Source organism: Jiangella rhizosphaerae, from assembly GCF_003579925.1.
Lineage (GTDB): Bacteria > Actinomycetota > Actinomycetes > Jiangellales > Jiangellaceae > Jiangella > Jiangella rhizosphaerae.
In genome coordinates this window covers 1-20,378 of record NZ_QUAL01000077.1, presented here as the reverse complement: position 1 = coordinate 20,378, position 20,378 = coordinate 1, and the positions used below count along the sequence as shown (strand labels likewise).

The 20,378-nt window shown below is 73.5% G+C and carries 19 protein-coding genes; 9 read left to right on the top strand and 10 right to left on the bottom strand.

Annotation, left to right across the window (positions count from 1 at the left end):
• Nucleotides 1–73: 73 nt before the first annotated feature.
• From DY240_RS08880 to DY240_RS08865, 4 genes are all read right to left on the bottom strand, one after another.
• Nucleotides 74–1,642, bottom strand: coding sequence for a succinic semialdehyde dehydrogenase (locus DY240_RS08880; RefSeq protein ID WP_119659574.1), 1,569 nt, complete (start codon nt 1,640–1,642; stop codon nt 74–76).
• Between the two features lie 438 nt (nt 1,643–2,080).
• Nucleotides 2,081–3,190 (bottom strand): GuaB3 family IMP dehydrogenase-related protein, encoded by a 1,110-nt coding sequence (locus tag DY240_RS08875; protein ID WP_119659573.1) that lies wholly within the window; start codon nt 3,188–3,190, stop codon nt 2,081–2,083.
• Nucleotides 3,191–3,233: 43 nt separating this feature from the next.
• Entirely contained in the window at nt 3,234–4,757 is a 1,524-nt protein-coding gene (gene guaB / locus DY240_RS08870; RefSeq protein ID WP_119659572.1) for an IMP dehydrogenase, read from the bottom strand.
• An 89-nt stretch (nt 4,758–4,846) separates the two neighbouring features.
• Complete coding sequence (locus DY240_RS08865; RefSeq protein ID WP_119659571.1) at nt 4,847–6,235, bottom strand: FAD-binding oxidoreductase; 1,389 nt, start codon at nt 6,233–6,235, stop codon at nt 4,847–4,849.
• 205 nt (nt 6,236–6,440) lie between these two features.
• Here DY240_RS08865 and DY240_RS08860 point away from each other — a divergent pair, with 205 nt between their 5' ends.
• Together DY240_RS08860 and DY240_RS08855 are read left to right on the top strand one after the other, a co-directional pair.
• Nucleotides 6,441–7,391: a hypothetical protein gene (locus tag DY240_RS08860; protein ID WP_119659570.1), complete on the top strand. Its 951-nt coding sequence runs from the start codon at nt 6,441–6,443 to the stop codon at nt 7,389–7,391.
• A 102-nt stretch (nt 7,392–7,493) separates the two neighbouring features.
• Nucleotides 7,494–8,066, top strand: coding sequence for a hypothetical protein (locus DY240_RS08855; RefSeq protein ID WP_119659569.1), 573 nt, complete (start codon nt 7,494–7,496; stop codon nt 8,064–8,066).
• On the opposite strand, the gene DY240_RS08850 is transcribed toward DY240_RS08855, so the two are convergent.
• On the bottom strand, nt 8,032–8,379 hold the full coding sequence (locus DY240_RS08850) for a VOC family protein (RefSeq protein WP_119659568.1): 348 nt from the start codon (nt 8,377–8,379) through the stop codon (nt 8,032–8,034). The genes DY240_RS08855 and DY240_RS08850 overlap by 35 nt on opposite strands.
• 54 nt (nt 8,380–8,433) lie before the next feature.
• Between DY240_RS08850 and DY240_RS08845 the strand changes: the two genes are divergently transcribed.
• A complete protein-coding gene (locus DY240_RS08845; protein WP_119659567.1) occupies nt 8,434–8,940 on the top strand; it encodes a TetR/AcrR family transcriptional regulator in 507 nt (168 codons plus the stop codon).
• Between the two features lie 7 nt (nt 8,941–8,947).
• On the opposite strand, the gene DY240_RS08840 is transcribed toward DY240_RS08845, so the two are convergent.
• On the bottom strand, nt 8,948–10,090 hold the full coding sequence (locus DY240_RS08840; protein WP_407659293.1) for a pyridoxal phosphate-dependent aminotransferase: 1,143 nt from the start codon (nt 10,088–10,090) through the stop codon (nt 8,948–8,950).
• Here DY240_RS08840 and DY240_RS33230 point away from each other — a divergent pair.
• The 5 genes from DY240_RS33230 (at nt 10,077) to DY240_RS08815 (ending at nt 14,292) form a co-directional block, all read left to right on the top strand.
• The gene (locus tag DY240_RS33230; RefSeq protein ID WP_158602783.1) at nt 10,077–11,018 is read left to right on the top strand and encodes a nucleoside hydrolase; all 942 of its coding nucleotides are present in this window, start codon (nt 10,077–10,079) and stop codon (nt 11,016–11,018) included. The two genes, DY240_RS08840 and DY240_RS33230, sit on opposite strands and share 14 nt — an antisense overlap.
• Nucleotides 11,019–11,203: 185 nt before the next feature.
• Complete coding sequence (locus DY240_RS08830; RefSeq protein WP_199701119.1) at nt 11,204–12,202, top strand: putative F420-0 ABC transporter substrate-binding protein; 999 nt, start codon at nt 11,204–11,206, stop codon at nt 12,200–12,202.
• On the top strand, nt 12,199–13,275 hold the full coding sequence (locus tag DY240_RS08825; RefSeq protein ID WP_233552663.1) for a putative F420-0 ABC transporter permease subunit: 1,077 nt from the start codon (nt 12,199–12,201) through the stop codon (nt 13,273–13,275). The genes DY240_RS08830 and DY240_RS08825 overlap by 4 nt, the downstream gene beginning before the upstream one ends.
• On the top strand, nt 13,272–14,072 hold the full coding sequence (locus tag DY240_RS08820) for an ABC transporter ATP-binding protein (protein ID WP_119659564.1): 801 nt from the start codon (nt 13,272–13,274) through the stop codon (nt 14,070–14,072). Before DY240_RS08825 ends, DY240_RS08820 begins: the two co-directional genes overlap by 4 nt.
• Nucleotides 14,073–14,091: 19 nt before the next feature.
• A complete protein-coding gene (locus tag DY240_RS08815) occupies nt 14,092–14,292 on the top strand; it encodes a hypothetical protein (RefSeq protein WP_119659563.1) in 201 nt (66 codons plus the stop codon).
• 127 nt (nt 14,293–14,419) lie between these two features.
• Here DY240_RS08815 and DY240_RS08810 read toward each other — a convergent pair whose 3' ends face one another.
• Nucleotides 14,420–15,409: a TIGR03557 family F420-dependent LLM class oxidoreductase gene (locus tag DY240_RS08810; protein ID WP_119659581.1), complete on the bottom strand. Its 990-nt coding sequence runs from the start codon at nt 15,407–15,409 to the stop codon at nt 14,420–14,422.
• Between the two features lie 173 nt (nt 15,410–15,582).
• Nucleotides 15,583–17,430, bottom strand: a complete 1,848-nt coding sequence (locus DY240_RS31775; RefSeq protein ID WP_158602782.1) for a sialidase family protein — start codon at nt 17,428–17,430, stop codon at nt 15,583–15,585.
• Nucleotides 17,431–17,539: 109 nt separating this feature from the next.
• On the opposite strand from DY240_RS31775, the gene DY240_RS08800 reads away from it, so the two are divergent.
• Nucleotides 17,540–18,772: a galactose oxidase gene (locus DY240_RS08800; protein WP_119659562.1), complete on the top strand. Its 1,233-nt coding sequence runs from the start codon at nt 17,540–17,542 to the stop codon at nt 18,770–18,772.
• A 59-nt stretch (nt 18,773–18,831) separates the two neighbouring features.
• On the opposite strand, the gene DY240_RS31770 is transcribed toward DY240_RS08800, so the two are convergent.
• Both DY240_RS31770 and DY240_RS08795 read right to left on the bottom strand, forming a co-directional pair.
• Nucleotides 18,832–18,999 (bottom strand): hypothetical protein, encoded by a 168-nt coding sequence (locus DY240_RS31770; protein ID WP_158602781.1) that lies wholly within the window; start codon nt 18,997–18,999, stop codon nt 18,832–18,834.
• A 256-nt stretch (nt 19,000–19,255) separates the two neighbouring features.
• Nucleotides 19,256–20,275 (bottom strand): DUF2891 domain-containing protein, encoded by a 1,020-nt coding sequence (locus DY240_RS08795; RefSeq protein ID WP_119659561.1) that lies wholly within the window; start codon nt 20,273–20,275, stop codon nt 19,256–19,258.
• Nucleotides 20,276–20,378 lie beyond the last annotated feature (103 nt).

Genomic DNA, 20,378 nt, shown 5'->3' with positions numbered 1-20,378 from the left:
CAACTCCGGCCCCGTCCCCATGATCATGTTCCCTCGCGGTCGCTGACACGCCGCGAGGGAACATGATCATGGGCTAGGGGCGGCCGAGGCGGCGGACGACGCGCAGCGACTTGGCGAACAGGTCGGTGAACGTGTCGTAGGACATGCCGGGCGGCGGGGCGAGGTTGTGCGCCCGCTGGACGGCGATGGCCTGCGGCTCGGTGTAGCGCAGGATGCCCTCGCGCCCGTGCCGGCGGCCGAGGCCGGAGGCGCCCATGCCGCCGATCGGGAGGTCGTGGCTGCCCCAGGCCGCGGTGTAGCCCTCGTTGACGTTGACGACGCCGGAGCGCAGCCGGCGGGCGACGTCGACGCCGCGGCGCAGGTTGGACGTCCAGACGCTGGCGTTGAGCCCGAACGGGGTGTCGTTGGCCAGCTCGATCGCCTCGTCGTCGGAGCCGACGGGGTAGACGGAGACGACCGGGCCGAACGTCTCGGCGTCGGCGACGAGCATGCCGGGCCGGACGCCGTCGAGCACCGTCGGCTCGTGGAACCAGGGACCGAGGTCGGGCCGCGCCCGGCCGCCGGTGAGCACCCGGGCGCCCTTGGCGACGGCGTCGTCGACGTGGGCGCGGACCTTGTCGAGCTGGTCCTGCGACATCAGCGAGCCCATGTCGCAGGAGTAGTCGAACGCCGCGCCGACCCGCATCGACTCGACCCGGCCGAGGAACCGTTCGAGGAACGGCTCGCGCACCGGCGCCGCGACGTAGAGCCGCTCCATGGACATGCACAGCTGGCCGGCGTTGGAGAAGCATGCCCGGACGGCGGCCTCGGCGGCGCGGTCGAGGTCGGCGTCGTCGAGGACCAGCATCGGATTCTTGCCGCCCAACTCCAGCGACGCGCCGACCAGCCGCTCGCCCAGCCGCGCCGCGATGACGCGGCCGGTGGCGGTGGAACCGGTGAACGACACGTAGTCGGCGTGCTCGACGACGGCTCCGCCGATGACCGGGCCGTCGCCGGAGACGATCTGCCACAGCGCCTCCGGCAGCCCCGCCTCGATCGCGATCGACCGCGCCAGCAGCGCCGTCAGCATGGCCTGCGAATCGGGCTTGTGCACGACGGCGTTGCCGGCGACGAACGCCGGCAGGCAGTCGGAGATGGCCAGCGTCAGCGGGTAGTTCCACGGCGAGATGACCCCGACGACGCCCTTGGGGCGGTAGCCCTCGATGGCCCGGGTCAGCCCGGGCAGCAGTCCGAGCCGGCGGCGTTCCCGCAGCACCCGCGGGCCACGGACGGACGCGTACCGGGCGGCGAGCGCGACGTCGGCGACCTCCTCGAACGCGTCGCGGCGCGCCTTGCCGGCCTCCGCCTGGACGAGGTCGGCGATCTCGGCCCGGCGGTCGAGCACGAGATCGTGGACGTGGCCGATGATGCGGGCCCGCTCGGCGATCGGCCGGGCCGCCCACCAGCGCGCGGCGTCGCGGGCCGCCGCGAACGCCGCCGCGACGTCGTCGGTGGTGGACAGCGGCACCTCGGCCAGCGGGCTGCCGGTGAACGGCGCCACGGTGGCGACCCGCTCGGCCCGCGGCCGGGCGACGACGCGATCGGTCAAGCGGTCGAGGAGGGCGCGGTCGACGACGGCGTCGACGCTGACTGTGCTGCTCATCGAGGCCAGCCTACGACCCTCGATCGCCGCGGGCGTCCTGCCGCGGGCCGCCTCGGCCTCTTCGGCCGCCCGGCCGGCCCCTCCACGGCGCGCTGGAGCTCTGCCGTCCGATCAGACAGCAGACCTCCGGCGTGCCGCATGCGCTCCTGGCCGGCCACACTCGCGACGGCGACAGCCGCCCGGCCGGCCCGTCCTCGGCGCGTTGGAGCTCTGCGGTCCGATCAGACAGCAGACCACCAGCGACTCCCACCGGGCCGGCGACTAGCGCATTCGCGGCTTCCACCCGGCCGGTGCTCCTCGGCGCGCTGGAGGCTCGGGTCCTGGGTCTGAGGCGCGTCCTGGGTCTGAGGCGCGCTGAACGGCCGATTCGGGCCCGGAAGCGCGACCCACACCCAGGACGCGCGCCACACCCAGGACGCCCGCACCCCGGCCGGCCGGTCAGCGCAGGACGGTGACCTCGACCCGCTGGAACTCCTTGACCTCGGTGTAGCCGGTGGTGGCCATGGCGCGGCGCAGGGCGCCGACGATGTTCATGGAGCCGTCGGCGAGGTAGGAGGGGCCGCCGAGGATCTCGGCGAGCGGGCCGATGGTACCGACGTGGACGCGCTCGCCGCGCGGGAGGTCGGCGTGGTGGGCCTCGGAGCCCCAGTGCCAGCCGCGGCCGGGCGCCTCGGTGGCGCGGGCCAGCGGCGAGCCGACCATGACGGCGTCGGCGCCGCAGGCGATGGCCTTGGCGATGTCGCCGGAGCGGCCGATGGAGCCGTCGGCGATGACGTGGACGTAGCGGCCGCCGGACTCGTCGAGGTAGTCGCGCCGGGCGGCGGCGACGTCGGCCACGGCCGTCGCCATGGGGACGGTGAGGCCCAGCACGGAGCGGGTGGTGTGCGACGAGCCGCCGCCGAAGCCGACCAGCACGCCGGCCGCGCCGGTGCGCATGAGGTGCAGCGCCGCCTGGTACGTGGCGCAGCCGCCGACGATGACCGGGACGTCGAGCTCGTAGATGAACTGCTTGAGGTTCAGCGGCTCGGCCCGGCCGGAGACGTGCTCGGCGGACACCGTCGTGCCGCGGATGACCATGATGTCGACCCCGGCGTCGATGACGGCCTGGTGGTAGCGCTTCACCCGCGGCGGCGACAGCGCCCCGGCCACCGTCACGCCGGCGTCGCGGATCTCGCGCAGGCGGTCGGCGATGAGGTCCTCGCGTACCGGGGCGGCGTAGATCTCCTGCAGCCGGTTGAGCGCCTTGCCCTCCTCGAGCCCGGCGATCTCCTCGAGCAGCGGCTCAGGATCGTCGTACCGGGTCCACAGACCCTCGAGGTCGAGCACGCCCAGCCCGCCGGCCCGCCCGAGCGCGATGGCCGTGGCCGGCGACATGACGGAGTCCATGGGCGCCGCGAGCAGCGGGATCTCGAACCGGTAGGCGTCGATCTGCCAGTGCGTCGACACCTCTTCGGGATCGCGGGTGCGCCGCGAGGGCACGATGGCCACGTCGTCGAAGGCATATGCTTGGCGGCCGCGCTTGCCGCGGCCGATCTCGATCTCCGCCACCCGCAGAGGATATCGGAGCTGGCCGGTCCCCCGCCCCGGCGGCCTACCGGCGCGAGGCGTAGTTCGGCGCCTCGACCGTCATCTGGATGTCGTGCGGGTGCGACTCCTTGAGCCCCGCCGACGTGATGCGGACGAACCGGCCGCGCTCCTGCAGCTCCTTGATGGTGCGGGCGCCGGTGTAGAACATCGACTGCCGCAGGCCCCCGACCAGCTGGTGGGTGACGCTGCCCAGCGGCCCGCGGAACGGCACCTGGCCCTCGACGCCCTCGGGGATGAGCTGGTCGTCGCTGGCGACGTCGGCCTGGAAGTACCGGTCGCGCGAGCCGGTGGTCTCGGCGCCGCGCTTGCGCAGCGCGCCGAGCGAGCCCATGCCGCGGTAGGACTTGAACTGCTTGCCGTTGATGAAGATCAGCTCGCCCGGGCTCTCGGCGACGCCGGCCAGCAGCGAGCCGAGCATGACGGTGTCGGCGCCGGCGACCAGCGCCTTCGCGATGTCGCCGGAGTACTGCAGGCCGCCGTCGCCGATGACGGGGATGCCGGCCGGCCGGGCCGCCAGCGACGCCTCGTGGATGGCGGTGACCTGCGGGACGCCGACGCCGGCGACGACGCGGGTGGTGCAGATGGAGCCGGGGCCGATGCCGACCTTGATGCCGTCGGCGCCGGCGTCGACCAGCGCCTGCGCGCCCGCCCGGGTGGCGACGTTGCCGCCGATGACGTCGACGTCGCGAGCGGCGGGGTCGGCCTTGAGCTTGGCGACCATCTCGAGCAGCAGGCTGGTGTGGCCGTGCGCGGTGTCGACGACGAGCACGTCGACGCCGGCCTCTACCAGCGTCATGGCCCGCTCCCACGCGTCGCCGAAGAAGCCGACGGCGGCGGCCGCGACCAGCCGGCCCTCGGCGTCCTTGGTGGCGTTGGGGAACTCCTCGGACTTCACGAAGTCCTTGACGGTGATGAGCCCCTTGAGCCGGCCGGCGTCGTCGACCAGCGGCAGCTTCTCGATCTTGTGCTTGGCCAGCAGCGCGAACGCGTCGTCGGACTTGATGCCCACCGGGCCGGTGATGAGCGGCTCCTTCGTCATCACTTCGCGCACGCGGCGCTCGCCGAACTCCGCCGACGGGATGAACCGGATGTCGCGGTTGGTGATGATGCCCAGCAGCCGGCCGTCGTCGTCGGTGACCGGGAGCCCGGAGATGCGGTACTGCCCGCACATGCGGTCCATCTCGGCCAGGGTGGCGTCGGGGCCGATGGTGACGGGGTCGGTGACCATGCCCGACTCGGACCGTTTCACGAGGTCGACCTGGTGCGCCTGGTCCTCGATGGAGAGACTGCGGTGCAGCACGCCCAGCCCGCCCTGCCGGGCCATGGCGATGGCCATGCGCGACTCGGTGACGGTGTCCATGGCACTGGACAGCAGCGGAATGCTCACGGAGATGTTCCGCGAGACCCGCGAGGTGGTGTCGACCTCGCTCGGGATGACGTCGGACTCACCGGGCAGCAGGAGGACGTCGTCGAAGGTGAGGGCGAGCGGCGCGAACGAGTCGGACAGGGCGGACTGCATGGGGTCCATCACACATTCCTGAGTCGGCGGTGGCGGTGCCTTCCATCGTATGGCCGACCGCGACCGCGGATCCACCGACTCGGTCGCACCCGCGATCGCTACGCCGGTGGGATCCGGTGGCCGGCCACGAACAGGTCCCCCGGATCGACGGCCGACCGCACCGCCTGCAGCCGCCGCCACGCCGCCTCGCCGTACCCCGTGCTGGCGTCGGCCGGGGTCTCGGTGACGTTGAGGTACCTCTTTCCGGTCGCGTACGGCGACATCGCCGTCACCAGATCGCGCGCCTCGATGGCGCCCTGCTCGGCCTGCTCGGGCGTCGCCGCGATGGTGACGCCGAACTGGAGGAACTGTCCGTCGAGCATCGACAGGGCGCCGGCGTCCGGCTGCGGCCGGGACAGGGCGCCGCCCAGGTGCCGGAGCTCGGCCATGAGCAGCGACGATCCGGAGTCCGGTCCCGCGGCGGCGAGGAAGGCGTCGACGGCCGCGGCGGGCAGGCCGGCCAGCAGCGAGCTGTCCGACACCGCCGGGGTGGGGCCTTCCGGGTCCATGTGCAGTCGCACCAGCGACGCCGACGGCACGGTCGCGAACGTGTCGAGCTCCGGTCCGAGCTCGCGCAGCGGCTCGAGGATCGCCGCGGCGCGCGCGTCGTCCGCGAGCACGGCCCCGTTGATCACGACGAGTTGCCGGCCTCTGACCGGCTCCGGGATCTCGGGGAACGGCGGCAGCTGCAGGATGCGGAACGACGTGGTGACGATGTCCGGCGCCTCGGCGGCCCACTCCGCCCACCGGGGCAGCGCGCGCGCGGCGTGCGTCCAGTCGAACACCAGCATGCCCGCGTACGCCGTGGGGATGGGATAGAGCCGGAACTCCAGCGCGGTGACGACGCCGAAGTTCCCGCCGCCGCCGCGGAGCGCCCAGAACAGCTCGGCCTCGTGGCCGGCGTCGGCGCGTACCCGCGACCCGTCGGCCGTCACCAGCTCGACCGCCGTGACGCTGTTGGCCTGCAGACCCAGTTCGCGGGCGTACCAGCCGAGCCCTCCGCCGAGGGAGTACCCGGCGATGCCGACGTCGGGCGAGGACCCGTGCAGCGTCGCCAGACCGTGCGGCGCCGCGGCCTCGACGGCGTCGAGCCACAACGCGCCCGCACCGACCCGGGCGGTCCGGGCGTCGGTGTCGACCGTCACACCGGTCATCCCGCCCGTGCGTAGCAGGACGACGCCGGACAGGTCGCCGGCGAGCGCACCGGCGTTGTGGCCGGTGCCCTGAGGGGCGACGCGCAGGCCGGCCGCGGCCGCGGCCCTGACGACGGACGCCACCTCGGCGGCGTCGGCCGGGTACGCCACAGCCGCGGGCCGCTGGTCGAAGGCGACGTTCCACGGCATGCGCGCCATGTCGTAGCCGGGGTCGCCGGGCAGATGGACGGCTTCGCACGAGTCGCGCATCGCCGACGCGTCGGCGATGGTGGGCAGGGTCGAGTCGGACGTCATGGAGTCCCCCCTTGCGAGTCGGGGTTCGGCCCCTCCAACGACCGCCCCCCCCTTGGCGGCGATCCGCGACCGACGTGGCGCTGCGGTCGCGAGATCCGTCCTCCGCATGCAACCGGACCGGGACGCCGGAAGTCAATGGTGTGGATACGGCACGACACGACTGCCCGTCGCCACGAGCGGCGGGCGCATGGACAGGGGAAACCACATGAGCAGGATCCGGGGGGCACTCGGCGCGCTGGGCGCCGTGGCGGCCGTGACGTCGGCGGTGCTGACGGCCGGCCCGGCCGCGGCAGGCGAGCCGACCCGCGTCGACGACGACGTCACCGTCGCCTATCTCGAGGCGGCCGACGGCGACCGGGGGCTGGACATCTCGCTGGCCCGGTCGGCCACGGCCGGCACCGAGGCGCTGGCCCGGCTGTGGGGTGGCCCGGAGGGCGACCACCTCGCGGAGGGCAGCGGCACCAGCGAGTGGACCGACTCGACGTTCCAGGCGACGATCGAGCTGTTCGACGACGACGGCGCGCCCGCCGGCACGGTCACCGTCGCCGGCAGCTACACGCCGGCCGGCGAGCCGCGGCGCGACGTGCAGCGGTTCAACGACGGCAACGTCCGCGTCCACATGGACCACACGACGACGGCGCTGGCGCTCGAGGCCGTCACCGTCGCCCTCGATGGCGTGCCCTGGGAGCTACGGTTCGCCGACGGCCACCACGAGCTCGGGCACCTGTTCGTCGCCGACCCGGCGACATACGTCGGCCGCGAGGAGTTCGTCGCCTTCGGCGAGCCGAAGGCCGAGAACGCCACGGACTTCTTCCTCGACGGCACGCTGAAGGACCTCGGCGTCACCTTCGCCTACGCCGACGCGCCGATCCACGCGGCCGGCGGCATCGACGTCGCCGACGGCAGCTGGGAGGGCACGCTGCGGATGATGGACGAGAGCGGCGAGGTGGTCGGCGAGGCGCCCGCCACGGCGACGCTCACGCCGCTCGGCCGCACCACGCGACTGTTCGACCAGGTCCGCGGCGGGTTCGAGCGATGGACCGCCACGCCGTACCTCATGACCCTCACCGTCGCCGGACCGGTAGCGCCGGTGCGGGTGACCGTCGAGGTCACCGACGTGCGGCACGCGCTGCACACCAGCCCGCTGGGCGGCTGAACGCCGCCGGCCGCCGCTACGCCCGGATACGCAGCCGGGCGTAGCGGCGAATACGCACCGTGGGCGACGACCGCGACGGCGTGCGCCCGCGAGGCTGACGGCATGACGATCACGACGCGCACCGACCCGCCGCAGTCGACGGCCTCGCCCGCGACCACCCGGCGGTGGCGGCTGGGTGGCCGCACCCGCAAGGCCGTGCTGGTCATCCACCTGCTGTCCGCCGGAACCTGGTTCGGCATGGACATCGTCATGGGCGTCCTCGTCTTCACCGCGCTCGGCACGAGCTCGGACGAGACACGGGCGTTCAGCTACCAGGCGCTGGAGCTGTTCGCGGTCTGGCCGCTGGCGATCGCCAGCCTGGTCTGCCTGGCCAGCGGCGTGCTCCTGGGCCTGAGCAGCAAGTACGGCCTGGTGCGGTACTGGTGGGTCGCGGTGAAGCTGGTGCTCAACGTGGTGCTGTCGACGCTGGTGCTGACACTGCTGCGCCCCGGCGTGCGCGAGGCTGCCGAGCAGGGCAGGCTCCTCGGCGACGGCCTGGACGCGCTGCCGGCGCCCGGCGACCTCGTCTTCCCGCCGATCGTGTCGACGAGCCTGCTGCTGGCCGCCTTCCTGCTGTCCGTCTACAAGCCGTGGGGACGGATCACTCGGAAGCGGTCTGGTCGAACACGTGCATGATGTTGCCGCCGGGGTCGCGGAACGACGCGGACCGGCCACCGGGGATCTCGATCGGCTCGCCGACCCAGGCGAAGCCGCTGTGCTTCTCCATGAACGCCGCGAGGTCGTCCACCTCGTAGAACGGGCCGGTGGACCAGTTCTCCCCGGAGTCCGGCGGCACGTCGACCATCAGCTGGATGGGCGAGTTCGGGAGCTGGAAGGCGACGGTCGACTCGCCCTCGCGCCACGCCTCGTCGAGACCGAGTTCGTCCCGGTAGAAGACGAGCGCCTCCTTCAGGTCCGGCACTGACACGTAGATGTAGGAGAGCTTCATGCGACCGACCGTAACGGCGTTATGCCAATCCGTCAACGTGTTACGGTGACGGGTATGCGGGAGTGGATCCCTGTCCCCGGGTCGGCGAAGGCCCGGCTGATCGAGGCCGCCATGCACCACTTCGAGCAGGCGGGCTTCGAGGCGGCCACCGTCACCGAGCTGGCGTCGAAGGCCGGCGTCACGACCGGTTCGCTCTACCACCACTTCGGCTCCAAGCTCGGCCTCTACACCGCCGTCCGCGACGACCTGGAGAAGCGCATCGCCGACCGCATGGAGGGTGCGGCCGAGACCGTCGGCGCTCCGGGCCGCGAGGCCGCGCGAGCCGCACTGCTGGTCGCGTTCGACGCGACGGTGCGCTTCGGCGTGTGCCGGCTGCTCGGCGAGACCTCGCCCGATCCCTCGGCCGACCCCGTGCGCGACACACTGGCGGCGCTGCTGCCCGACGACGTGCGGGTCGCCGCGGTGCCGCTGGTCGCGGCCTGGCGGGCGGCGCTGCTCGAGGTCGCCGGCGGCGCGCCGGCGGCGGGCGTGCGGTCGGCCCTGGAGTTCGTGCTGGCGTGAGCGGGCGTCAGACCAGCGACGACAGCCGGCTCAGCCGCTCGACGGCGTCGTGCAGCACCTCGTCGCGCTTGCAGAACGCGAACCGGACCAGCGACGACGCGGCCGTCGGGTCGTCGTGGAACACCGACACCGGGACGGCCGCGACGCCGACCAGCTCGGGCAGCCGCTGGCACAGCTCGACGCCGTCGGCGAACCCGAGCGGCGCGGCGTCGGCGACGACGAAGTAGGTCCCGCGCGGCACCGACACGTCGAAGCCGGCCGCCCGCAGCCCGTCGACCAGCAGGTCGCGCTTGGCCTGCAGGCCCGCGGCGAGGCCGGTGTAGAAGCCGTCGTCCAGTCCGAGGCCGGTCGCGACGGCCGGCTGCAGCGGGCCGGCGCTGACGAACGTGAGGAACTGCTTGACGGCGCGCGCGGCGGCCACCAGCTCGGCCGGGCCGTGCAGCCAGCCGACCTTCCAGCCGGTGACGGAGAACGTCTTGCCGGCCGACGAGACGGTGACGGTCTGGCCGGCCAGGCCCGCCAGCGTCGCGACCGGGACGTGGACGGCGTCGTCGTAGACCTGGTGCTCGTAGACCTCGTCGGTGACGACGACGGCGTCGTGCTCGAGGGCCAGGGAACCGATCAGCTCCAGCTCGGCGCGGTCGAACACCTTGCCGGTCGGGTTGTGCGGCGTGTTGACCAGCACGACCCGGGTGCGCGCGGTGAACGCCGCCCGCAGCTCCGCCTCGTCGAGCGCGAAGTCCGGCCAGCGCAGCGTGACCGTGCGCTTGACGCCGCCCGCCAGCGCGATGGACGCCGCATAGGAGTCGTAGACCGGGTCGAACGTGATGACCTCGTCGCCCGGCTCGCACAGCGCGAGGATGGTCGCCGCGATCGCCTCGGTGGCGCCGGCCGTGACCAGCACCTCGCTGCCGGGGTCGACGTCGAGGGCGTAGAAGCGCCGCTGGTGCTGGGCGATCGCCTCGCGCAGCACCGGCATCCCGGGCCCGGGCGGGTACTGGTTCAGCCCGCCGTGAATCGCCGCGGCGGCCGCATCGAGGATCTCCGCCGGGCCGTCGGTGTCGGGGAAGCCCTGACCGAGGTTGATGGCGCCGGTGCGGGTCGCGAGCGCCGTGATCTCGGCGAAGATGGTCGACGTGAACGGGCGCATCCGCTCGACGAGCGCGGGTGGGCGTGCAGGCACGGGTTCACCGTACTCGCGCGCCGACCGGCCGGCGGCGGACCGGCCACAGGACGAGATCCGGCACCTCGTCGTCGACACCGACTGCGGCATCGACGACGCGCTGGCCCTGCTCTACCTCGCCGGCCGCCCGGACTGCGAGCTCGCCGCCGTCACGACGGTGCACGGCAACGCGCCGGTCGGCGCCGTCGTGGCGAACGCCGGGCACACGCTGGGAGTGGCCGGGCTGGTGGACGTCCCGGTCGCGGCCGGTGCCGCCGGGCCGCTGAGCGGACCGCCGCTGCGGGTCGCGCCGGGGACGCACGGCTCGGACGGCCTGGGCGACGTGGTCGAGACGAAGATCCCGCCGCGGACGCTCGCCGACCGCCCGGCCGCCGAGCTCCTGAGCGCCCTCGCGCGCGACCGGCCCGGGTACTACCACCTGCTGGCGCTCGGCCCGCTGACCAACGTCGCGCTGGCGCTGGAGCTGGAGCCGTCGCTGCTGACGCTGTTCCGCTCGGTGGTCGTGATGGGCTGGGCGCCGTCCGACACCAACATCCGGCGCGACCCCGAGGCGGCCGCTCGCATGCTGCGGGCGCCACGGAACCGGCTGGTCGGCGTCGGCGTCGACGTCACGGCGACCGTCGTCGTCGACGACGAGACCGTGCGACGGCTGCGCGCCGCCGGCACCGCGCGGGCGGAGTTCGCCGCCGCGCTCGTCGAGCGGTACATCCTGCGCCACCAGCGCACATGCGGTCGCCGGGCCGCGCCGGTGCACGACGCGCTGGCCGCCGCGCTGCTGCTGCGGCCGGACTGGATCACCGCCAGCCGGTCCAGGCCGGCGACCGTCGTGACCGACGTCGACCGAGCGGCGTTCCTCGCCGACTTCCTCGCCACGCTCACCATGGATTTTGGATAAAATTTGGCCCGGAGGGATGATTTTCACGGGTTCGCCTGGTTAAGATGGCAGAGCCCCGGAGCACCGCTTGTGCTCTGTCGCGTCTGCCCGATGAGTGGGCAGCTGGTTCGGCGGTCGCCTTGGACCGTCTCCAACGAACCCTGCCCCCGTGTGGAGACCCAGTGGCGCTATCCCCTTCCCGATCGTTGCGCGCTGCCCTGATCGTCGTCGCCGCCGGCGCGGTCGCGCTGACCGGCTGCGGCTCGTCCTCGTCCGACGGCGACGACGGCGACGCGACCGAGGCGGCCTCGACGGCCGGCTCCGGTGAGTTCACGCCGGTCACCGTCGACAACTGCGGCTTCGAGGTGACCATCGACAGCCCGCCGGAGCGCGTCGTCACCATCAAGTCGACCTCGACGGAGATGATGCTCGCCCTCGGCCTCGCCGACCGCCTCGTCGGCACGGCGTTTGCCGACGGCCCGGTGCCCGGCGAGTACGCCGGCGACCTCGACGGCGTCCCCGTCCTGTCCGACAACGTGCCCGGCCAGGAGGCCCTGCTCGACGTCGAGCCCGACTTCGTCTACGGCGGCTGGGAGAGCAACTTCGGCGCCGACACCGCCGGCGAGCGGCCGTCGCTGGCCGACTTCGGCATCGCGACGTACGTGTCGCCGGCGGCCTGCCAGGACCCGGAGTACCAGCCCGACCCGATGACCTTCGACGAGCTGTTCGCCGAGATCCGCGAGGTCGCCTCGTTCTTCGGCGCCACCGACCGCGCCGACGCGCTGATCGCGGAGCAGCAGGCACTGCTGGACCAGGTCGAGGCGCCCGGCGAGGGGCTGACGGCGCTCTGGTACTCCTCCGGCGAGGACGCGCCGTTCGTCGGCGGCGACATCGGCGCGCCGGCGATGATGATGCGCGAGCTCGGCCTGGAGAACATCTTCGCCGACGTCCACGCCACGTGGTCCAACGTCAGCTGGGAGCAGGTCATCGACCGCAACCCGGACGTGATCGTGCTGGTCGACGCGGCCTGGAACACCGCCGACAGCAAGATCGAGCGGCTGGAGGGCAACCCGGCGACGGCCGCGCTGCCCGCCGTCGCCGAGCAGCGGTACCTGCGGCTGCCGTTCCCCGCGGCCGAGGCCGGCGTCCGCAACGCGCAGGCCGTCGTCGACCTCGCCGCCCAGCTGGAGGAGCTGGGCCTGTGACGACGACGGCGGCAGCTCCCGCACCCGCGCCGGCCGGTGCTCCGGCGCCGGCGGTGCGGCGCTCCGGTGCGCGCACGACCGCCTGGATCGCCGTCATGGCGGTCGTGCTGGCGGCGTCGGTCACGCTGGCGGTGACCATCGGCTCCGCCGACCTGCATCCGCTGGACGTGTGGCGGTCGATCGGCGACCACCTCGGGCTGTCCTCGTCGTCGCTGTCGCAGCTGCGCGACGGCATCGTGTGGGAGCTGCGGCTGCCGCGGGTGCTGACGGCGGCCGCGGTGGGCGCCGCGCTGGCGGTCTGCGGCGCCGTCATGCAGACGCTGACCCGCAACCCGCTGGCCGACCCGTACCTGCTGGGTCTGTCGTCCGGCGCGTCGGTCGGCGCGGTGGCGGTGCTGATCCTGGGCATCGGGTGGCTGGGGCTGCCGGTGGCCGCGTTCGCCGGGGCGCTGCTCGCGCTGCTGGTGACGTTCGCGCTGGCCAACCGGCGCGGCGAGCTCGCTCCGACGCGGACGGTGCTGGCCGGGCTGGCGGTGTCGTACCTGTGCTCCGCGGCGACGTCGTTCATCATCTTCTGGTCCGCGACCGGCGACTCGTACCGCGAGATCCTCAGCTGGCTGCTCGGCTCGCTCGGCGCGGCGTCGTGGACCGACGCGGGCATCGTGTGGGTCGCCGTCGTCGTGGTCGGCGCGGTGCTGGTGTCGCGGGCCCGGACGCTCGACGCGTTCGCGTTCGGCGACAGCACCGCCTCGACGCTGGGGATCAACGTCAACGCCACCCGGTGGACGCTGCTGACGCTGGTGGCGCTGCTCACCGGCGCCGCCGTCGCCGTCAGCGGCGCCATCGGGTTCGTCGGGCTGATGCTCCCGCACGCCGTCCGGTTCGTCGTCGGCTCCGGGCACCGGCGGGTGCTGCCGCTGGCGGCGCTGACCGGGGCCAGCTTCATGATCTGGGCCGACACGCTGGCCCGCACCCTGTTCGATCCACGCGAGCTGCCGGTGGGCGTCGTCACCGCCTTCCTCGGCGCGCCCGCGTTCGCCGTCCTGTTGCGTCGCCGGAGGGTAGGCCGATGACCGTTCTCGACACCCCAGTCGTCCGTCCGCTGCTGGCGTCGGACGCGCCGCCGCTGGAGGTCGCCGACGTCTCCTGGTCCGCCGACGGCCGGCTCATCGTCGACGGCATCCGGCTGTCGGTCGCGCCGGGGACGATGACCGGGCTGCTCGGGCCGAACGGCTCCGGAAAGTCGAGCCTGCTGCGCACCGTCGCCGGCACCTACCGCCCCGACGGCGGCCGGGTCCTGCTGGGCGGCTCCGACCTCGGGGCGATGCGCCGCCGCGACCGCGCCCGCCGCGTCGCCGTCGTCGAGCAGGAGTCGACCACGGACGTCCCGCTCCAGGTCCTCGACGTCGTACTGCTCGGCCGCACGCCGCACCGGGCCGCCGCGTCCGACGAGGCGCTGGCGCTGGCCAGCCTCGAGACCGTCGGCATGCGCGACCTCGCCGGCCGCGACTGGCACACGCTCTCGGGCGGCGAGCGGCAGCGGGTGCACCTGGCCCGGGCGATCACCCAGCAGCCGGAGCTGCTGCTGCTCGACGAGCCGACCAACCATCTCGACATCCACTACCAGCTGGCGCTCCTGACGTTCGTGCGGTCGCTGGGCGTGACGACGCTGGCGGCGCTGCACGACCTCAACCTCGCCGCGGCCTACTGCGATCAGGTGGTGGTGCTGGCCGGCGGCCGGGTGGCGGCGGCCGGCGCGCCGTCGGACGTGCTGGTGCCCGACGTCGTCCGCTCCGTCTTCGGCGTCGACGCCGACGTCCACCTCCACCCCCGCACCGGCCGGCCGGTGCTGACGTTCTCACCGCTCTGACCCGCTTGGCACGGCGGCGGTGACGCCTTGGCTCGCCGAGAGCGAGCAACTCCTGGTGGGCTACATCGCCGCCTTCTGGATCGTGCTCCTGCTGCTCGCGGGGACCGGGGCCTCGATCGGCCAGTACGAGCTGATGGCCATCCTCGTCCTGCTCGCCGCCGGCGAGGCCTTCCTCATCCGGCGCCTGCGCCGGCGCGAGCGTGTGCGCGTCCCGCAGTGAGTCAGGGCTCGAGGAAGCGGGCGTTGGCCTCGCAGGCCCGGGTCAGATAGCGGGCCAGCGGCTCCAGGCTCACGCGGCCTGCCTCACGCTCGTGGCACCGGCGCCGGACGATACGGCGTCGACGCCCTCAGGCGGTGAGCTTGGGCAGCACCTCGCGGCCGAACACGTCGATCCACGTGCGTTGGTCGGGGCCGGCGTCGTGCAGGTAGACGTGGGTGGCGCCGACGTCGAGGTAGCGCTGGATCTCCTGCCGGTGCACGTCGAGGTCGTCCGAGATGGTCACCCGGCCGTCGAAGTCCTCGACCCTGACCATGCGGGCCATCTGGTCGAAGTCGTACGGCGAGCGGATGTCGGCCTTCGAGAAGCGCATGGCGCCGTTCGGCCACTCGCGCAGCGCCTGGGCGGCCGCCTCGGCGGGGTCCGGCGCCCACGACAGATGCACCTGGACGATCTTCGCCAGCGTCGACGGGTCCTTGCCGGCCGAGCGCGCGCCCTCGTCGAACCGGCCGAACAGCGCGGCGACCTTGTCAGGCGTGCTGGCGACCGTGATCATGCCATCGCAGGAGGCGCCGGCCCGGCGGGCGGTGATCGGCCCGGACGTCGCGATGTAGACCGGCGGCGGCGCGTCGGGCATGGTCCACAGCCGGGTCCGCTCCAGGGTGAAGAACCGGCCGTCGTGGCGGACGTCGCGGCCGGTGAACAGCTTCTGGATGATCTCGACGGCCTCGAACATGCGGGCGATCCGCTGCGGCGCCTCGGGCCAGTACCCGCCGACGACGTGCTCGCTGATCGCCTCGCCGGACCCGATGCCCAGCCAGTGCCGGCCCGGGTACAGCTGCTCCAGCGTCGCCGCCGCCTGCGCGACGACGGCCGGGTGCCAGCGGAACGACGGGCACGTGGCGCCGACGCCGACCGAGCCGCGGGTGCGCTCGGCCATCGCCGTCATGACGTTCCAGACGAACCCCGCCTGCCCCTGCTGCGGCGTCCACGGCTGGAAGTGGTCGTCGGCCATGACGCCGTCGAACCCGGCCGCCTCGGCCGCCACCGCCAGCTGCACCACCTCGGACGGCGCGAACCGCTCCAGCATCGCCGAGTACCCGACCCGCGCTGCCGCCATCGCCATCCCTTCGCCGCCTGGGCGTGCCGGGATCAAGTATCGCCGCACACCCCCGCCCACCGAAGTCGATCTTGGAGTTCGTCGGGTATCTATCGGGCATTTCGCCCGGCGATTGCCGAACAACTCCAAGATCAACTTGGCTGGCGGGGTGGTTGAGGTGAGGTGAGGCCGGGTCAGGTCGCGGAGTGCAGCTCCTCCAGCGGCAGGTGGACGAGCGCGTCAGCGACCGGGTCGCCCGCGGCCAGGGCGGCGATCTCGTCGGCCGACGCCGCGCGGCCGAGCAGCCGGACGTCGTCCAGATCGCCGAGCAGCTGGTTGGCGGCGTCGGGCCGCTGGCCGAGGTACAGGCCGACGGTCGCATCGGTGGTGACGGAGCCGGCGACCGCCGCGCCCGACGCGGCCAGGACGCCGTCGACGTAGAGGGCGATGCCGTCTGCGCCGCGCGTCAGTGCGACGTGGTGCCACGCGCCGTCGGCGAACGAGCCCGGGGCGATCAGTGTGCCCGCGCCCAGGTCGGTGTCGACGAGCGCGCGGATGCGGTTGCTGCCGGGCTCGAGCCTGATCCACCACTGCGACCGCCCGCTGCCGGTGTTGTACGCCCACAGCAGCGCCTGGTCGGCGGCGACATCGGTGCGGAACCAGCCGGCCGCGGTGAACGGGCCGTCGCCGACGTCGAGGAGGTCGCTCCGGGGGACGGCGACGTGGTCGCCGGCGGCGAACCGCAGCGCGCCGCCGACGGCGCCGTCGGGCACGACGACCGGTGCGCCGCCGACCACGCCGTCCTGCCCGTTGCCTGACGCGTCGGGCGTCGTCACGACCGGCGGCAGCCCGTGGTCGAGCAGCGCCTGCGGGACCCGGGCGAAGGTGATCCGCTCGTAGGTGCCGGTGTCGCCGTTCTCGTACAGCACGCCGAGCGTCCGCCCGCCGGCCACCACGAGGTCGGAGTACGCGGCCGGCCCGTCGTGCAGGACCAGCCCGCCGGTCCACGTCGCCCCGGCATCGAAGCTGTACCGCAGCTGCAGGGTTCGCCGCGCCGCGGGGTTCGCCGGGCCCGAGTAGACCAGCCGGTCTCCGGCCCGCGGCAGCCGCAGCACCGAGCCCTGCACCACCGGCGTGGTGATCGTCGACTGCAGCCGGAACGGGGCGTCGAACGTCTCGCCGCCGTCGCTGCTGGTGGTCGTCGCTCGGGTGCCGACGCCGGTGCCGTTCTGGTCGCGGGCGTTGAAGTACAGCGTGCCGTCGGCGAGCTCGGTGACGGTGTTCTCGTTCGGGTTCACGACGCCGGTCAGCGGCGTGTCGATGTCGCCGAGCCGCCAGGTCAGGCCGCCGTCGTCGCTGTAGAGCGAGTGCGCGCCGTAGTACTTCGCCTCCTGCCCGGTGTCGGACGATCCGGGCGGCGGGCTGGTCGAGTGGTTGGCCGGCGCCACCAGGCGGCCGCGATGCTCGCCGTGCTCGAGCGCGATCGCGTGCACGGGCCCGGTCGCGTACCAGCGCCACTCCGGCAGCTTGGTGGCCGCGGTGATGTCCCGCGCGGCCGACCAGGTGGCGCCGTCGTCGGTGCTGCGCTGGACGAAGACGCGGCGGCTCTGCTCGGGCGTGACCTCGCCGCGCATGATCTCCGCCTCGGTGGCGTCGCCGGCGTTGTGGGTGCTGAGCAGGACGATGTCGCCGGTCGCGGGGTCGACGACCGGCGTGGGGTTGCCGAAGACGTTCGGCCCGTTGTCGCCGACCACCTGCAGCGGCCCCCAGGTGCGGCCGTCGTCGTACGAGCGGCGCAGCACCAGGTCGATGTCGCCGGTGTCGCCTCCGCCGCCGACCCGGCCTTCGGCGAAGGCCAGCAGCGTGCCGGCCTCGGAACGGACGATCGCGGGGATGCGGAACGTGTCGTAGCCCTCGGTGCCGGACTCGAAGACGACGGTCTGCTGGACGGCGGCTGGGGTGACCGCCTCGGCAGGCGTCTGAGCAGCGAGAACGCTCGCCGGAAGGGCGAGCGTGAGGGCGAGGACGACGGGCAGGCGCATGGGGTCCTCCTTCGTCGGGGAGGATCCATCCCACATCACATATCGGATATGTGTCAAGAAGGTGTCGAAACCATTGACGCCGCGTCCCGCAACTTGTTCCATATCCGACATGACGGACCTCACGCGGCGAGCGGCACTCACTCTGGCAGCGGCGGCCGGCCCGGTCGCCTGGACGGCGGGCGCGGCGACGACGGCGTCGGCGTCACCCGCCGCCGGCGCGGCTGGAGGCGCGAGCTGGACCCGGCTCCCGGACGTCCCGGCGAACACCACCGACTGGCACGACGCCATCCCCGTCGGCGAACCGTACTGGACCCAGCTCGGGCTGGCCGGCCCGATCGCGGGCGCGCACGGCGACCACCTGATCGTCGCCGGCGGGGCGAACTTCCCGGAGCCTGCGCTCACCGCCACCAGGGCGAACACGCTCGGCAAGGTCTACTGGACCGACGCGTTCGTCTACGACCGCCGCACCCGGCAGTGGCGCGACGCCGGGCAGCTGCCCGACGCCGTCGGCTACGCCGCGACGCTGAGCACCGGCGACGGCGTGCTGGTGATCGGCGGCGAGGGGTTCCGCGGCGGACCGGGCGGGACGCTGCAACGCCCGGCGGAGAAGTTCGCCGACGTCTACGTCCTGCGCTGGGACGCCCGGCGCGGACGGCTGGAGCGCACCGGCCTGCCGCCGCTCCCTCGCCCGATGTCGTACGCCGTCGCGGGCATCGTCGACGGGGTCGTGTACGTGGCCGAGGGCGGGGACTTCGTCGCGCTCGACCTGGCCCGGCTCGACGACGGCTGGACGACGCTGCCGCGCTGGCCCGCCGACCCGCGCTCCGTCGCCGTCGGCGCCGCCCAGGACGGCCGGTTCTTCCTGCTCAGCGGCCGGGCGCAGCACGCGGACAAGTCGTGGACGTTCTACCGCGACGCCTACGCGTACAGCCCGCGGCGCCGGACCTGGGAGCGGATCGCCGACCTGCCCTGGTGCGTCACGGCCGGCCTCGCCCACCCTGTCGGCCGGACCGGGCTCGTCGTCGTCGGCGGCGACAAGGACATCGAGCGCTGGAACCTCATCGAGCACCACGTCGCGCTGCGCAACGCCGCACCGCCCGGGTCGGCCGAGTGGCAGCGGCACAACGACGTCGTGACCTGGATCTACGACCACCACACCGGCTTCAACGGCGAACTGCTGCGCTACGACACCCGCCGCGACCGCTGGACCGTCGACGGCTGGTTCCCCGGCCCGCCGCCGGCCACCACCCCGGCCGTGAACTGGGACGGCGACCTGGTCGTCGCCAGCGGCGAGGTCGGCCCCGGCATCCGCACCCCGCGGGTCTGGCAGGCGGAGTTCTGAGGAGCGACGCACGACGGGGCCGGCTCGCGCCAGCCCCGTTCGCTCCCTGCGGTTCGCGGCTACCTCAGCAGCGCGACGAACTGGTGCAGGGCGACACCCAGAATCGAGAGCGTTCCGATGATCAGCGGCCGCAGATCCCTGAGGATCTGCCCGATGACCTCGGTGTGCTGGCGCAGCTTCCGTAGCCTGCTCAGCATCGATCGCTCTCGCCTGTAGGTGCGGGTCATTCGATTCCTCCTGAGTACTGAGGGCACCGGATGAGCCGCTCCTACAGCCCGCCCGGTAGCCCATCTCTGGACTACGCCGGGCGGATTCCCGATGTAGTTAGCCCATCAGGATGACAGCTGGTCAGCCAGAACGTCAACCGCTACTCTGGTCGTAGCTGGGGGAGGTGCTCCTACACCCGCGATCCCGGCCGAAGCCTCGGCGCGACCTCCGCCATGCGGGTCATTCCGCGCCGGGGCTTCTTCTCGCCTTCCGCCGTCAGGCGGTCAGGTAGCCGACGGCGTAGGCGGCGAGCCAGTGCTCGACCATGTAGTCGCCGCCGACGACGTAGGGCAGGCCGGGCACGGCGTGCCGCTCCGCCGACGCCGTCAGCGCCGCCGCGGGCGCGCCGTCCGGCAGCGCGGCAGCGATCGCCAGCATCGACCACGCCCGGCTGAGGTTCAGCCCGGCCAGGTGCGCCAACTGCCCGTCCGACGGGTCGGAGACCGTCACCGGCTCGAACAGCTGCGACGGCGACGACGACGCCGCGCCGGGCAGGAACCGCCCGAACCAGGCCGCGAAGTCCTCCCCCGGCAGAACGCGCGCCACCAGCTCGGCCTCGGCCAGCGCCGGGGACAGGAAGTCGCTGCCGGACGGCTCGTACTGCGCCGGATAGTCGGTGTCGTCGAGGTACCAGCGGCCGACGGCGTCGTGGATCGCGTCGCGCAGCTCAGCCGTTGCCCCGTCGTACGAGCGCAGCAGCCCGAAGGCCGAGTTCGGGTGCAGCCCGCCGCGCACCGGATAGGTCTGCGCCGGCAGCCAGGCCAGCAGGTTCGCCGTCAGCACGTCGGAAAGCGGGCGCACCGCCGCCGCCCACGCCGCGCCGTCCGGGTCGCCGGACCACAGCGACAGCTCGTGCGTGAGCGTGAGCAGCCAGCCCCACCCGTAGGGACGCTCGCGGGTGCGGCCGATCCCCGACGCGAAGAACTCGGCCTCCCGCTCCAGGTTCGACGGGGTCAAATGCGCGCCGAGCCCTGCCCGCACCTCGTCGGCCAATCCCGTGGGCAGAGAAGCGCCGGCCAGCCGGAGCAGCCGGACCAGCATCCAGTGCATCTCGACCGCGGAGTGCCAGTCGAGCGACCCGTAGAACGCCGGATGCTGGTCGCGGTGCTGCGGGTACGGCCCCGGCTCGACGGCGTAGATCATCGGCAGGTGCGGGTATTCGCGATCGATGCAGGCCAGCGCCGTTCGCGCGTAGGCGGCGGCGTTCTCGTGCAGCAGATCGAGGCGGCCGGTCATCCGGCGGCGCCCTCGGGATCCAACGGGGCGCCGTCGCCCGCCGGCGGCAGGTCGCCGCGGTCGACGGGCGCGCCGCCGCCGGGCGCGTCCGCGAACAGCGCGG

Bases quoted from the DNA above. Each gene is read 5' to 3' on its own strand.
- DY240_RS08880 (WP_119659574.1), bottom strand. From the start codon at position 1,642: ATGAGCAGCACAGTCAGCGTCGACGCCGTCGTCGACCGCGCCCTCCTC.
- guaB (WP_119659572.1), bottom strand. From the start codon at position 4,757: ATGGACCCCATGCAGTCCGCCCTGTCCGACTCGTTCGCGCCGCTCGCC.
- DY240_RS08865 (WP_119659571.1), bottom strand. From the start codon at position 6,235: ATGACGTCCGACTCGACCCTGCCCACCATCGCCGACGCGTCGGCGATG.
- DY240_RS08860 (WP_119659570.1), top strand. From the start codon at position 6,441: ATGAGCAGGATCCGGGGGGCACTCGGCGCGCTGGGCGCCGTGGCGGCC.
- DY240_RS08855 (WP_119659569.1), top strand. From the start codon at position 7,494: ATGACGATCACGACGCGCACCGACCCGCCGCAGTCGACGGCCTCGCCC.
- DY240_RS08850 (WP_119659568.1), bottom strand. From the start codon at position 8,379: ATGAAGCTCTCCTACATCTACGTGTCAGTGCCGGACCTGAAGGAGGCG.
- DY240_RS08845 (WP_119659567.1), top strand. From the start codon at position 8,434: ATGCGGGAGTGGATCCCTGTCCCCGGGTCGGCGAAGGCCCGGCTGATC.
- DY240_RS08840 (WP_407659293.1), bottom strand. From the start codon at position 10,090: ATGCGCCCGTTCACGTCGACCATCTTCGCCGAGATCACGGCGCTCGCG.
- DY240_RS08820 (WP_119659564.1), top strand. From the start codon at position 13,272: ATGACCGTTCTCGACACCCCAGTCGTCCGTCCGCTGCTGGCGTCGGAC.
- DY240_RS08810 (WP_119659581.1), bottom strand. From the start codon at position 15,409: ATGGCGGCAGCGCGGGTCGGGTACTCGGCGATGCTGGAGCGGTTCGCG.
- DY240_RS31775 (WP_158602782.1), bottom strand. From the start codon at position 17,430: ATGCGCCTGCCCGTCGTCCTCGCCCTCACGCTCGCCCTTCCGGCGAGC.
- DY240_RS08800 (WP_119659562.1), top strand. From the start codon at position 17,540: ATGACGGACCTCACGCGGCGAGCGGCACTCACTCTGGCAGCGGCGGCC.
- DY240_RS31770 (WP_158602781.1), bottom strand. From the start codon at position 18,999: ATGACCCGCACCTACAGGCGAGAGCGATCGATGCTGAGCAGGCTACGG.
- DY240_RS08795 (WP_119659561.1), bottom strand. From the start codon at position 20,275: ATGACCGGCCGCCTCGATCTGCTGCACGAGAACGCCGCCGCCTACGCG.